The sequence below is a fragment of the Exiguobacterium sp. FSL W8-0210 genome (assembly GCF_038006045.1).
GTDB lineage: Bacteria > Bacillota > Bacilli > Exiguobacteriales > Exiguobacteriaceae > Exiguobacterium_A.
In genome coordinates this window covers 796,794-810,999 of record NZ_JBBOUK010000001.1, presented here as the reverse complement: position 1 = coordinate 810,999, position 14,206 = coordinate 796,794, and the positions used below count along the sequence as shown (strand labels likewise).

The window sequence follows — 14,206 nt, the reverse complement described above, 5'->3', positions numbered from 1 at the left end:
TTAGATCATATCCTCATCTTTGAATGATTTTGAACGCTTGAACTGAATGACGGCAATCGTCATGATGAAGAACGACAACACAAGCGTGATCGCTGCTGCGAATCCATACTGCGGGTTCGAGCCAAGCGACAATTTGTAAATCCACGAAATCAAGATATCCGTTCCACCAGCTGATTGACCTGGTACTGCCGGTCCACCATTGTTGAATAGATAGATGATATTAAAGTTATTGAAGTTAAACGTATACTGTGTGATCAAGATCGGTGCTGTTGCGAAAAGAATCATCGGCAATGTGATCAAACGGAATTTCTCGCCAGAAGTTGCTCCGTCGATTGTTGCTGCTTCATAGAGATCCTCTGGAATCGACTGCAAGATCCCTGTCGTCAGCGTCATGATGTACGGGAAACCTAACCACCACTGGATCCCGATTAAGGCAAGCTTCGTATACGTTGGATCTGTCATCCACTCGATACCATTATTAAGACCAATTGCTGGTAGTAACGTCGTATTGAAAACACCGAATGTTTCATTAAACATCGAGCGGAAGATCAAGATTGTAATGAAAGCTGGTACTGCCCATGACAGGATCAAGATGGAACGGAAGAATCGTTTTCCTTTGAGTCCTTTTTGGTTCAGTAAGACTGCGAGACCGATACCGATCGCGATGACTCCTGTCGTTGAAGCGACGGTCCAGACAAGCGTCCAGCCGAGAACGCTGACGAACGTATCGCGGAAAATATCGACCGTGAAGATATTCAAGAAGTTTTGAATCCCAATCCAGTCGACTAATTTCGCTGGAGGCGAGTTGTTGAACTTATAGTTTGTAAAGGCAATCAAGAAAGTAAAGATCAATGGTAAGACGACCGTGAACACTAAAAGCACTAATGAAGGAATCAACATCGCGTACGGGAACCCGTTATCGCGGAAGTTCCGTAGTTGCATCTTCAAGGAAGGTACTTCGAGGTTCATGTCACGTAACTTACCGATTCGATACGCATCGATAAAGTTCCAGACGTAAATGGCTATACCAAAGATAAGTAAAATCAAGGCAATGATGCCCTCGACCATCAGGAAGATCGAGTGATCCCCTCTTACGCCTGGTACCTCACCGAGTGTAATCAAGCCCCAGATCGCTCCGCGATCGCCAGGACCATTTCCGGCTCCTTTGAAGAACAGTTCAAAGTTGACGAGAAAATATGATAGTACGACGACGAAAAACGTCGCGCCTTTAAGGAACTGTTTATTGTATAGTTGTCCTACTCCTGGAATGATTGACATCAGCGCCGCAATCGTGCGGTGGTTCGTCTTTTTTTCAGGCGTTGGATTCGTCGGGTGTGGTGTTGCAATCGCAGCCATCGTCCGTTCTCCTTTCCAAAGGTCATGTCTGACCTCAGGCTTCTCTTCCAACCATAAAGATGAGGGGGAATCCAAGATCCCCCTCTCTTTATCTCTTTGTCATGGATTCATGCGTTCCACTTACGCTTATTGATTGTTAGCTTCAATTTGTTGCTTGATTTGTTTGACAGCGTCATCAGCTGATTTTTGCGCGTCTTGTTTGTTTGTTGCAACAAGCTGAAGTGCTGCTGCCATTGGTTCCCAAACTTGACCCATCTCAGCGATGTTTGGCATTGGTACACCGTTTTTCGCTTGTGCGAACACTGCTGCTGCGACTTCGTTGTCCTTGATTGCTGCATCTTCTTGAAGTGCAGTGACTGGTGGGATCTCGTTGTATTTTTCGAACATTGTCTTAGCGTTTTCTTCACCAGTGAGTGATGCCAAGAACTTCTCAGCCCACTCTGCATTTTCCGAGTATGCTGAAATCGCGTACGTTTTTACACCAACGAATGTTTTGATTGGCTCACCGTTTGGAAGTTTCGGAAGTTCAGACGCTCCAAGATTGATGCCTTTTTCTTTATATCCTGCAACAGCCCAAGGACCGTTCATGACAGCTGCTGCTTTTTTATCACCGAAGAGTTGATCCATCGCTTGAGCACCGCCACCACCGATGAGACCTTTCGGGAAGAGACCTTCTTTGTACCATTTTCCAATGTAATCCATACCTTCGACGGCACCTTTATTGTTCAAGCCGATATCTGCCGGATCCAATTTGCCACCGTTATCTTTGAAGACATAACCACCGTAGCCACCGATTGGACCGTGTGCGAAGTAGAAGTTATCCCAAAGTGCGAGGAAACCGTACTGACCGTCTTTTTTCTTTTCAGTAGAAAGCTTGTATAGGTCATCCATTGAAGTTGGCGCTTCTTTTAATTCATCTTTATTGAAAAGGAGGATTGGTGTTTCAACTGCTTTTGGATATCCGTAGACTTTACCATCAAACGTTACTGCCGATTTCGCTGTATCGATGAATGGCTCAAGTGCTTTTTCGCCGTCTTTGAGTTCCGCGATCAAACCTTGGTCAACAACTGTACCGATTTGATCGTGAGGAAGAAGCATGATGTCTGGTCCTTTACCTGCTGGTCCATCAAGTGCTACTTTTTTCTGCTGATCCGTCATCTTGACTTCTTTGACTTCAACTTTGACGCCTTCTTTTTCTTCGAATGCTTTAGCTGCCGCTTTAGTTGTTTCAGCTTTGTCAGTGTCTTCCCAGATGACGATCTTGCTTGGTTTTTTACTACCTGATTCTGAAGATGATGAATCAGAGTCTGATCCACCGCCACATGCTGCAAGAGCACCGATTGCCATGACAGATACAGAAAGACCTGCTACGAATTTTTTCATTTCCATGATTGAAATTTCCTCCCCAAGTTAACTTATGAATGATAAGTTTTAATGCACAACGTTTGCATAAAGGCACAACCATTTTCTCATGATAACAACCGAGTGTTTGTAAGCGTTTTATGAAAACGTTTGCATCACCTTTACATTTTTATTATACAATCTAAAATCCTTTTGACAAGTCCTTTTATTCAATTATTTTCTTACATTTCAAAACTTTTTATTTTTGATTTCATTATTTGAATCAAATGCTGTAGAGAATAAGTACATAAAAAAGAAAACGTTTTCATTTTTATCGTTTGCACAACATGATGCAAACGATTGCATCATACTCTCGACTTTTATCAGGAATCCTTGATTTCACGGGATTGCAATTGACTTTAAGAAAGCGCTTTACTATTCTTAGGTCGAAGACATAATCAATATGATGCAAGCGATTGCGTTAAGGAGTGACTGCCATGTTCAAAGAAGCTGTGTTTCACCGCGCGATGTCTCCGTTCGTCTATAAATATGATGAGCGAACAATCCACATCCGTTTACAAACGAAAAAAAATGACGTTGATCACGTCGATTTGATTTGGGGCGACCCATATGATTGGCATACCGAAAACCCAGATGCTGCCGATTGGAACTTCGATCCCTCAAAATCCAACTACTGGAATACATTCGAAACACCGATGAAGCGAAGTGGATCAGATGAACTATATGATTATTGGTTCATCGATGTCGTTCCACCCTTCCGTCGTCTACGATATGGTTTCCGTCTCCATGACAGTGCAACAAGCCAAGTCTTTACAGAGCGTGGATGGTTCGATGAAAAACCGCTCGATGATACAGGCTACTATTTCTGTGTTCCTTTCCTTAATGCAGTCGACGTATTCACTGCACCGGATTGGGTCCAGGATACAGTTTGGTATCAAATCTTCCCAGATCGCTTTGCAAATGGCGATGCGACGAACGATCCGGCTGGTACACTTCCATGGAATAGTACGGCACCGACAACGACGAATCTCTTCGGTGGAGATTTCCAAGGTGTCATCGATCATATTGACTACCTTGTTGAACTCGGCATCACTGGTATTTACTTCTGTCCGATCTTCTTAGCAAAATCGAACCATAAATACGATACGATCGATTACTTAGAAATTGATCCACAGTTTGGCACAAAAGAAAAGTTCAAAGAAATGGTCGATCTGTTACACGCACACGGGATTCGCATCATGTTAGATGCCGTTTTCAATCATGCCGGCTTCCACCATAAAGCATTCGCTGACATCCGTGAACATGGTAGTCATTCAACCTATAAAGAATGGTTCCATCTGCGTGATTTCCCGCTCGTGACAGAACCATTGCCGAACTACGATACGTTTGCTTTCGTACCTGAAATGCCGAAATTCAACACCGAGAACGATGAAGTAAAGTCATACTTACTCCATGTCGCCCGCTACTGGGTCGAAGAATTCGGAATCGATGGCTGGCGACTCGACGTCGCCAACGAGGTCGATCACGCATTTTGGCGTGATTTCCGTCAAGTCGTCAAGGAAGTCAACCCTGACACGTATATCCTTGGTGAAATTTGGCATGACTCACAGGAATGGTTGCTCGGTGACCAGTTTGATGCCGTCATGAACTATCCATTTACGAATGCCGCTTTGAACTTCTTTGCCTTAGATAAGACTAAAGCAAGCTCGTATGCGAACGATATGTCGCATGTGTTGTTCTCAAACACGATGAATGTCAATGAAGTGACCTTTAATTTGATCGGATCACACGATACACCGCGTGCGTTGACGCGTGCTGGGAATAACAAACAGAAGCTTCGTCTTCTCTTGTTATCGATGTTGACGTTCTCAGGTAGTCCCGTCATCTATTATGGTGATGAGATCGGTCTCGATGGCGATCAAGATCCAGGCTGCCGAAAATGTATGCCGTGGGATCCTGAAGAGCAGGATCAGGAGTTATTCGCCTATACACGACACTTGTTACAGCTTCGAAAGCAGCATAAGACACTCGCGAACAAAGGGCATATCTCTTTCGTTCATGCGAATGATGAGACGAATACGATCATCATGCGTCGCATGAGCCCGGAAGGATTGTATTATATCTACTTCAACAATTCAGATGTTCCTGTTTCATTGACCGCTCCACAAGCTGGTCGAGGGCTTGATTTATTGACGAACACGCACCAGCAGACACTTGACGTTTCTCTCCCTGCGTATTCTGGAACGATCGTTCAAGTCTTATAACTATCTAAAGCCTGTACACTCACCTTCTAAAAAAGAAGTTTTGTGTACAGGCTTTTTTCTGTATCCGTTCTCCAGGATAGAAACAAGTTAATGAATGCCATCGAATTAGGGTATAGAGTACAGAAAGGAGGACATCCTCCATGGAAATTTTCTTTTACGCCGGTCTCATCCTCATCGGCTTGTTTACGATCAGTTACTTGAGTGAACGATTCCACGTCCCGAGTATTCTGGCATTCATCTTGATTGGAATCGTCCTTGGATTTTATTACGATCCTCCCGAAGAGCTGAAACTCGGAGGAGAAGCGGGCATCATCGTCCTGTTCTTTTTACTCGGTCTAAAATTTTCAGTGGCGGACTTGCTGATTCAGCTCCGTTCCATTTGGAAAGCAGGAGTCATCGATATTCTACTTTCGTTTGGTGGAACAATCCTGTTGACTTTATCGTTCGGTTTTTCCATCGCCGAATCGTTTTTGATCGGCTGTGTCTTGTACGCGACGAGTTCTTCGATTTCAGCTCGACTGCTCGATCGGGAACCGGATAAACATCAGGATGTGAATCGCTTCGTGCTGTCCCTGCTCGTCTTCGAAGATTTGATGGCACCGATCCTACTGACGACGGCACCGTTCGTTTTAGGGACTGAGACGTTCTCGGTAGCAAAAATTAGTATCATCTTTCTCGGGTTCGCCTTCTTCTTCATTGCTTTAATCATCATGACGTTGTTCATCAGAAGACGGAAACGTCTCGTCGATTCACTCTACCGTCATCCTGATGCCGGCATCGGAATCATCGGGTTAATCTTGTTATTTTCCGGTGTCGGTATTTTATTCGGCTTGTCAGAAGTACTTGGCGCCTTTATCATCGGTATTCTGTTAACCGAACTGGATGAGACGCGTTATCTTAGACGACTAGTCACGCCGTTCCAAGACTTATTATTACCATTGTTCTTTATCACGTTCGGCATGTCATTCGAGTTGACTGACGGATTACCGATTGATCTATTTTTCTTCGCTCTTGTCATTTGGGGAGTCGCCTCTAAATTCTTAGTCGGTTATCTCGGCGGAAAATCGTTCGGTCTATCGAATTATCATGCGATCGAATCAGGATTCTGTCTTGGTCCACGTGGTGAATTTTCGATTCTCTTCATCACGCTCGCTAGTGGCGCATTCGTGACGTTGACCGGGATATACATTTTTGTTTCTGCTTTTCTTGGAATTCTATTATTCCGAATCTCTACAGGATTGACGAATCGCACACATGCGACCGCACGAAAAATCAAAAAGAAATTGAATTAAAAAGACGTCGGCGCATCGTGCGTTTCCGACGTCTTTCTTCTATATATGTTCTTCGATTCATCGTCCGACAAAAACAGGGCGTTTTTTTTCGATGAAGGATTCAACAGCATGACGATGGTCTTCCGTTTTTCCAGCACGTGACTGATAGATGATTTCTTGAGTAAGCATCTCTTCTAAGTTATTTTCGTAACTCGCTGCTTGCAGCTGCTTGATGTACCCGATTACTTTCGTCGGACGATCCGCCAGCTGACGAGCAAACGCTGTGACCTCTTCTACAAATTGCTCTGATTCGATGCTTCGTGTTGCAAGGTTGAGCGAAACGGCTTCGTCTGCTGAAATCGTGTCACCGAGTAACGCAAGCTCCGTTGCTTTTGCCGCACCGATTAGCCGAGGTAAGAAATACGGCGCTCCTGCATCCGGAACAAGACCGATATTGATGAATCCGAGCGACAATTTCGCTTCAGCGTGGACGAGGCGGAAATCGCAGGCGAGCGTTAGTGATAACCCAGCACCTGCCGCTACACCATTGATGGCAGCGATCGTCGGTTTCTTCGATTTAGCGAGTGCCCGAACGACAGGATGGTAATACTGCTGTAGATATTCACCATGATCGAGCTCAGACGAGACGGTTTTCAAATCTTGCCCTGCACAAAATCCACGTCCTTCACCAGTCAAGACGATGACACGTACTTCTTCATCCTGATTCGCTTCTTCTAGAGCGTCTGCCAATTCCTCTAGTAAATTCGACGTTAATGCATTCAGTTGTTTGGGTCGAGCTAGCGTTAGCGTTGCAATTTGATCCTTGACGACATAATGCATCTCTCGTTTCATCGGATTCCCCTACCTTTAAAAAATGAATGATTGTTCATTATGATGTATTCGTGATATTTTATGAAAATCCTTTTAAATCTCTTTTTTTTCGATGAAAGACAAAAAACCCTCTTTCATTATGAAAATCGAAGGCGTATAGTTTCAAAAAGATAAAGAAACACTATTCGTTTTATGAAACAAAGGGGATTTATTTATGAAAACAGTCAAGCAACCAAGCTTATTCCACATTACGTGGCCATTATTCATCGAGATTGCATTGCATATGAGCCTCGGGATCATTGCAACGTTGATTTTAAGTTATTACTCAGATAGCGCTGCTGCAGCAGTCGGTGTATCCAATCAAATTTTGAATATCTTCATTATTCTCTTTAACATCACCTCGGTCGGTGCAACGATCATCATTGGTCAGTACCTCGGTGCAAGAAAGACGCAAAACGCTCGTCAAACGGCTCGTTCTGCTTTTGCGATTAACTTGTATACCGGTCTCATCGTTTCTCTGACCGTGGTGTTGTTCGGAAGACAACTCCTTGGATTTTTCTCGTTAGAAGGAGAGACGCTCGTCTATGGCGAAACGTTCATTAAGATCGTTGGTCTATTCCTTTTCTTAGAAGCCATCTCATTGACACTGGGTGCAATTCTCCGGAGTCATGGATTCACAAAAAATGCTATGTACGTCACGCTACTCATGAATTTCGTTAGTGCTTTTGGTAACGTCATCGCTGTTCTTGGACTCTTCGGCATTCCCGTTCTCGGTGTTGCTGGTGTCGCTTGGTCGATCGTCATCGCCCGGACAATCGCTGTCCTTGTCTTGTTCTTTGTCGTTTACCGCAAACTTTCTTTACGTTTTACAGTAAAAGACTTGATTCATTTCAATCGTGAGGATGTGAAACGAATCATGAACATCGGAATCCCATCTGCTGGTGAAGGAATCGCCTATCAATTCTCACAACTCATCATCACAGGATTCATCGCAACAATTGGTGAAGCAGCGTTGTCTGCTCGTGTTTATGTATCAAACATCACGATGCTTTGTTTCCTATTCACGCTTGCCATCGCTCAAGGAACGCAATTACTCGTCGCACGCCAAGTTGGTGCGCAACAATTTGAACAAGCATATGGACGTGCTGTGAAAACATTGAAGATTGCTGTTTTCGCAAGCTTCATCTCAGCTGTCGCTCTTGCTTCATTCGGTTCATCGATTCTATCAGTGTTCACATCGAGTCCTGAAATCATTGCAATCGGTATCCCACTACTCTGGGCAAGCGTCATTCTTGAACCAGGTCGCGCGATGAACATCGTGCTCATGGGAACTCTTAAATCGGCAGGAGATGTTCGTTTCCCTGTCGCCATCGGTATTCTATCGATGTGGGGAATCGCGGTCGTCCTCAGTTATACACTTGGTCTTGGTTTCGGTCTTGGATTACTTGGAATCTGGATTGCCTTCTCTGCTGACGAATGGTTCCGTGGCATTTTCGCCATGAAACGTTGGCACGGACGGAAATGGGTCCAATACTCACTCGTCAAAGGAGAAACACATGAGCAAAACGAACGTCGAGAGGCTTCTGAAGCAGTCTAAGATTGACTTCGAATCCCTCACTTATCCTGTTGATCTTGATGATTTATCTGCTGAAGCCGTCGCTAGAAAGATTAATTACCCCCTTTCGACCATTTTTAAAACCCTTGTTTTGAAAATGGTCGAAAATAAATATGTCTTCGTCGTCATTTCGGGGGAAGAAGAACTCTCTCTAAAGGCAGCGGCCAAAGCATTGCATTCAAAAAAAGTCGCGCTTGTTCCGATGAAGGAGTTAGAAGGCCTGACTGGCTATATTCGAGGTGGTGTCTCTGCCATCGGTGCTAAGAAGAACTTTCCGGTTCTTTTATCGGATCGTGCTATCCATGAACCACTCATCATCATATCCGCTGGAAAACGTGGACATCAAGTTCGATTGAATCCTCATGATTTTTTATCTTTCACTCAGGGGATTCTCTTTACGAACGGCTGAATTCCGTCTCCTAATTATGGTATGATGAGTAGTATCGATGAAGTGGTAGGAGGAATCATTTTGTGGAAAGATCGTGTTCGTAATTCAATACCCAACCTATTTACGTTCGGAAATCTGTATTGTGGTTTTTTAGCCATCGTCATGGCAGCAAAAGGTGATTTTCAAAATGCCACCTTACTAATCGTCATCGCGATGATGCTTGATAGTCTGGACGGACGTCTTGCTCGGATGCTTGGTGTAGCAGGCGACTTCGGAAAAGAACTGGACTCATTAGCAGATATCGTGACATTCGGTGTCGCACCTGCAATGATGGCCTACTATACGTATTTCTATGAATTCGGAGAAGTTGGTTTACTAATCTCTGCTCTGTTCCCGTTGTTTGGCGCATTCCGTCTTGCTCGGTTTAATTTATCGGCAACGAATGTGGCATCTGCTTATTTTTCAGGTGTACCGATTACAGCGGCTGGTGGTATTTTGGCCGTCGTCACGTTGTTTAGCGGACGAATGAACGACTTGATGGTCCCACTCGTCTTTACAGGTCTTGCCTTCTTGATGGTCAGTCGTGTCAAGATTCCAAGTTTTAAAGACATTCCCGTTCCGCGCCATACGTTCGTCATCACCTTTACATTGCTGTACGTGACGTATGTCATGATTGCTCGTAGCAATGAGTGGTCGACGTTTTGGTTCGTTGCTGTTCCGTTGTATATCGCGTTTCTCCTTTTCTCGTTCATCAAAAAGAAGAAGCAAAAACAACATTCAAACGGATGATGATAGGAAGTGGTTCGGTTTCTCTTGCGAGAAGCCGGACCACTTTTTTTACAAGACCGCTTCTCCCTCGCTCGTTTTCAAGATATATGGGTATACTTATGACAGAAGCTATTTTGGAAATGGAGGAGTGTCACGCATGGAGCAGTTTCATAAACGTCTTTGGATTTTCTTTTCGATTTGGTTCACCATCGGCTTGATCTTAGTCGGTTTTTCGTTACTTCCCCCTTGGCTCGAGTGGGCCAATGCCGTCTTTTTATTCGCTTCCGGCTTATACGCAGCTCTCTATTTTTGGCATGTCTTACCGAAGGGGCGTCTTGTCATCCCCTTTATCTTCTTTGGTTCGATCATCATTGAGTCGATTGGGGTCCATACCGGTTGGCCGTTTGGAACATATCGTTACGAGTCGGATTTCGGTGTCCAATTATTAGGTGTGCCGATTACGATCGGGGCTGCATGGCTATCGGTCATGGGGGCGAGTCTCGCTTTCTCCCGTTTGTTCTCGTTTCGCTATAGTACATTGATTCTCGTTCCATTGTTTGCCGTCTGGCTCGATTTAGCGATCGATCCTGTTGCTGCTAACGTGAAATCGTATTGGCTTTGGCAAGACGGTGGCTGGTATTACGATATTCCGACACAGAATTTCTTCGGGTGGTATGGAACGGCGCTCGTCTTTTCCTTTTTCATCAATCGCTATCAAGTCAAAGCGACGGATGCCGCACTCGAACAAAACAATCAGTATCTCTTTTTGATATTGCACACTTTATTCGGTGTAACAGCAGGAGTTGCTGGTCTCTATGGCGTCACTTTGGTCAGCTTAAGTGCATTCATCGTCTATTTCATTGTGAAACGAGGGGTTACCGTTGAAAGAAGCAAACAAAAGCAAATTAGCTGAATCCGTATTTCATACGTATGTCGATCATGCTTTGATCCGACGTCATTTCCACCGTGTCTTATATCGAGCAGACGATTTACCTGTCCCTGGTCTCATGCTTGCTACACACAGTTCTTGGTGGGACGGTATGATTCTTTTTCATTTAGATCAGACCTGTTTCCATCACGACCCCTATGTCATGATTGATCAAGCAGGGCTTGCTCGTTTCCCGTTCTTCTCCCGTCTTGGAGCTTTCTCTGTTGACCGGACATCATTCGCTGATATTAAGACAAGCCTTCATTATGCAAAAGAACGACTTCAAAATGGCAGCAGCGTCTGGATGTTTCCTCAAGGCGAGGAACGTCATCAAGAGGACCGTCCGCTTCGCTTAGCAAGTGGTGCCACACATTTGACGCGTCATACGGATCACGTGTCTCTCGTCGCCTTTTATTATTCATATGGTCATGAACAGCAACCGGACGTCTATATCCGGACGCGTCGCTTTCATCCATTACCTGACGAACGGTCAAGTGCTCAGGCAAAACGACTGACAACAGAACTAACTGATTTATACGACGACATTCGAGCAGATGCAATTGCGGAACGTGTTGATTTGTATCGCTGTCTCTCTACCCGAAGGGAACCACTTCCTGCGCGAACGGAGCGCTGGTTACGGGCATTTCGGTCATGAGTTGGTTCTTTCTCTTCTTCGCTCTAGCTGTCTGTCTCTATACATGGATCAATTTAGCTTTTTTACCACGATTAACGGATCCCGTTCAACCAGATAGTCTAGCAATCTGCATCCCTTTACGTAATGAGGAGCGTAATGTACGAAAATTATTAGACGCACTAGAACATGCTCTGACACCTGGGATGCACGTTTACTTATATGAAGACCGCTCGACCGATCGGACGCGCGAGTTATTGCTCGATCGGATTGGTCAAGACGACCGTTTTACAGTGATTGATGGTCTTCCCTTACCAACAGGCTGGGCAGGAAAGGTCCATGCGTGTCATCAACTCGCGAAACGAACGACAGAGGACTACTTGTTATTTCTCGACGCTGATGTGACACTGACACCTGATGCAATTTGTCGCTTATACGGAACGTTACGAACAGAACGAGCCGTTTTCCTTTCCGGTTTCCCGTCCTTTCCTGTACCGACGTTTCTTGGAAAGTGTTTGATTCCAATGCAACATGTTCTTATTGCACAACATCTTCCGATTCCTTTTCGCAAGGTGAAGCATCCAGCGTTTGCTGCAGCCAACGGAATGGTCGTTCTCGTCGAACGACGTGCGTATGATCAAGTCGGTGGACATGAAAGTATTCAATCGGCTCTCGTTGACGATTTAGAACTTTGTCGCACATTTAAAAAATACGGATGGACGACGACGCTCGTCGAAGTCGCTCCAGCAGTCTCTTGTGATATGTACGCCACGAATGAAGAGGTCTGGCAAGGTTTTCTAAAGAATGTCTTTCGTGGGATGAACGATTCTTATGTTGTCGGATCATACTTTCTACTCTTTTACTTGGTTCAAGCAAGTGTCCTACCTTATCTCATCCTTCACCCATCCTGGCAGATGGGTGGTGCACTGATTCTTCTTTACTTAGCACGATTCCGGATTGATCGTGCGGCACGAATCCGACATGTTTGGTGGCTCCATCCACTAGCTGTATTCTTTTATGTCATCTTGCTAGCAAGTGCGATGATTCGAAGCTTTAGGAAACGGGAAATCACATGGAAGGGTAGGACCTATTCATAAGGAGGAATCAGTATCATGAAACATATAGCTGTCATCGGAGCTGGTCTTGGAGGACTAAGCGCTGCCATCTCATTAGCTGCAAAAGGATTTCGTGTCACGGTCATCGAGCGCAATACACATATCGGTGGCAAAATGATGCCGATCATCACAGAAGGACATCGCTTCGACTTTGGTCCGAACACGATCACGATGCCGGAAGTTTTTCAATCTGTCATTCTTGAATCTGGTGCGGATCCTGATGAATACTTTACATTCACGAAACTTGAGCGTCACACGGTCAATCACTTTTCTGACGGACGCACCTTAACGTTCTCGTCTGGACGTGAAGCGATGCGGACAGAAGTAGATCGTTTCACGAACGGTCAGTTGGCAAAAAACGATATTACAGGTTATCAAGAAGAAGTGGCGAAGTTGCATACGATTGCAAAACAACAATTCTTTACGAATATAGATTCATTCATCCGCCCTTCCCTCTGGCGAGACATGTTGAAAGTGCATCCCTTCCAAAACCTTCATGGGCTGCATAAGCACTACTTTAAGGATAAAGGGTTGATTCAGGCACTCGATCGTTATGCGACCTATATCGGGAGTAGTCCTTATCAAACACCCGCTACCTTCAGTCTCATCGCTCATTTAGAACTAAATGACGGCGTCTACTTCACGAATGGCGGCAATACAGCAATCGCAGAAGGATTCGCTCGACGTGCAAAAGAACTAGGTGTCGTCTTCCGTCTTGGCGATGAGGTGACACAGATCGAAGTCGTAGATGGACAAGCAACGGAAATCGAATTGAATCATTTGGAATATCTACCGGTCGACTTCGTCGTCATGAACGGCGATTTATTGACACAATATCCACGCCTGATCTCAGAAACGGCACGACCTGATTTTAAAAATCCGACACCTGCTCAAGTCGAACCATCAATTTCTGCCTACGTCCGATGTATCGGTCTCTCACGTCGGATCGAAGGACTGGCTCATCATAACGTCTTCTTCTCTTCGGATTACGAAGCTGAGTTCAAGGCACTCTTTGATGAAAAACGTTACGCTGAGGAGCCGACGATCTATATCTCGAATTCTTCCGTCACAGCACCAGAAATGGGACAAGCGGGTGACAACTTATTCGTGCTCGTCAATGCACCCGCAACGGATACTGGACATGCGATTGATTTTGATACGTATGATCAACTGATCAATCAACGATTGCAGTCATTTGGAATTGATATTTCATCTGATGTCGTCTTCGAACAACGGATCACACCACAGGATATCGAACAAACCTTCTTTGCTTATCACGGCTCGTTATATGGCTTGTCATCCAATGGCATCCGGTCGTCTTTCCTCCGTCCGAGCAACCGTTCAAAGAATGTTCACAATTTGTTTTTTGCCGGTGGATCAACGCATCCTGGTGGCGGTAGTCCAATGGTGACGCTTTCAGGAAAACTAGCAAGTGAACGAATCGTCTCTGCTGTCGCCGCTACCCTGTGAACGTTATGTGAATTGCATATCAATCACTTGTACGGACAACTAAGATTTGATACGATTACTTCGAGTTCAAGAGGTAGTGATTGACCCCACATCCTCAATCAAGCGCAAGGTGACTTCCCCGAGTCAAGAGCGTTGAAGAACTTACTTTTTCTAACCAGCGAAATCAAATGGGACCCACCCATTTCATCACGTGACTCATCGTGTGTC

12 protein-coding genes are annotated in these 14,206 nt (G+C 44.9%); 9 read left to right on the top strand and 3 right to left on the bottom strand.

Features of this window, described 5'->3' with window-relative positions:
- Positions 1 to 1,356, bottom strand: a complete 1,356-nt coding sequence (locus MKY22_RS04200; RefSeq protein ID WP_214808332.1) for a carbohydrate ABC transporter permease — start codon at positions 1,354 to 1,356, stop codon at positions 1 to 3.
- A gap of 126 nt (positions 1,357 to 1,482) precedes the next feature.
- Positions 1,483 to 2,739, bottom strand: a complete 1,257-nt coding sequence (locus MKY22_RS04195; protein ID WP_214808387.1) for an extracellular solute-binding protein — start codon at positions 2,737 to 2,739, stop codon at positions 1,483 to 1,485.
- A gap of 455 nt (positions 2,740 to 3,194) precedes the next feature.
- Here MKY22_RS04195 and MKY22_RS04190 point away from each other — a divergent pair, with 455 nt between their 5' ends.
- A complete protein-coding gene (locus tag MKY22_RS04190) occupies positions 3,195 to 4,982 on the top strand; it encodes a glycoside hydrolase family 13 protein (RefSeq protein WP_341086881.1) in 1,788 nt (595 codons plus the stop codon).
- Between the two features lie 140 nt (positions 4,983 to 5,122).
- A complete protein-coding gene (locus MKY22_RS04185; protein WP_341086879.1) occupies positions 5,123 to 6,274 on the top strand; it encodes a cation:proton antiporter in 1,152 nt (383 codons plus the stop codon).
- A gap of 57 nt (positions 6,275 to 6,331) precedes the next feature.
- On the opposite strand, the gene MKY22_RS04180 is transcribed toward MKY22_RS04185, so the two are convergent.
- Complete coding sequence (locus MKY22_RS04180) at positions 6,332 to 7,105, bottom strand: enoyl-CoA hydratase/isomerase family protein (protein ID WP_341086877.1); 774 nt, start codon at positions 7,103 to 7,105, stop codon at positions 6,332 to 6,334.
- Positions 7,106 to 7,298: 193 nt separating this feature from the next.
- On the opposite strand from MKY22_RS04180, the gene MKY22_RS04175 reads away from it, so the two are divergent.
- The 7 genes from MKY22_RS04175 to MKY22_RS04145 all read left to right on the top strand — a co-directional run bounded on the left by MKY22_RS04175 (position 7,299) and on the right by MKY22_RS04145 (position 13,999).
- On the top strand, positions 7,299 to 8,681 hold the full coding sequence (locus MKY22_RS04175) for an MATE family efflux transporter (protein WP_341086875.1): 1,383 nt from the start codon (positions 7,299 to 7,301) through the stop codon (positions 8,679 to 8,681).
- The gene (locus MKY22_RS04170; protein ID WP_341086872.1) at positions 8,641 to 9,108 is read left to right on the top strand and encodes an aminoacyl-tRNA deacylase; all 468 of its coding nucleotides are present in this window, start codon (positions 8,641 to 8,643) and stop codon (positions 9,106 to 9,108) included. The genes MKY22_RS04175 and MKY22_RS04170 overlap by 41 nt, the downstream gene beginning before the upstream one ends.
- Before the next feature lie 21 nt (positions 9,109 to 9,129).
- Positions 9,130 to 9,876, top strand: a complete 747-nt coding sequence (gene pssA, locus MKY22_RS04165; protein ID WP_341086869.1) for a CDP-diacylglycerol--serine O-phosphatidyltransferase — start codon at positions 9,130 to 9,132, stop codon at positions 9,874 to 9,876.
- A gap of 136 nt (positions 9,877 to 10,012) precedes the next feature.
- Positions 10,013 to 10,768: a carotenoid biosynthesis protein gene (locus tag MKY22_RS04160; RefSeq protein WP_341086867.1), complete on the top strand. Its 756-nt coding sequence runs from the start codon at positions 10,013 to 10,015 to the stop codon at positions 10,766 to 10,768.
- The gene (locus MKY22_RS04155; RefSeq protein ID WP_341086865.1) at positions 10,737 to 11,438 is read left to right on the top strand and encodes a lysophospholipid acyltransferase family protein; all 702 of its coding nucleotides are present in this window, start codon (positions 10,737 to 10,739) and stop codon (positions 11,436 to 11,438) included. Before MKY22_RS04160 ends, MKY22_RS04155 begins: the two co-directional genes overlap by 32 nt.
- A complete protein-coding gene (locus tag MKY22_RS04150; RefSeq protein ID WP_047396286.1) occupies positions 11,435 to 12,511 on the top strand; it encodes a glycosyltransferase in 1,077 nt (358 codons plus the stop codon). Before MKY22_RS04155 ends, MKY22_RS04150 begins: the two co-directional genes overlap by 4 nt.
- A gap of 15 nt (positions 12,512 to 12,526) precedes the next feature.
- Positions 12,527 to 13,999 (top strand): phytoene desaturase family protein, encoded by a 1,473-nt coding sequence (locus MKY22_RS04145; RefSeq protein WP_047396282.1) that lies wholly within the window; start codon positions 12,527 to 12,529, stop codon positions 13,997 to 13,999.
- Positions 14,000 to 14,206 lie beyond the last annotated feature (207 nt).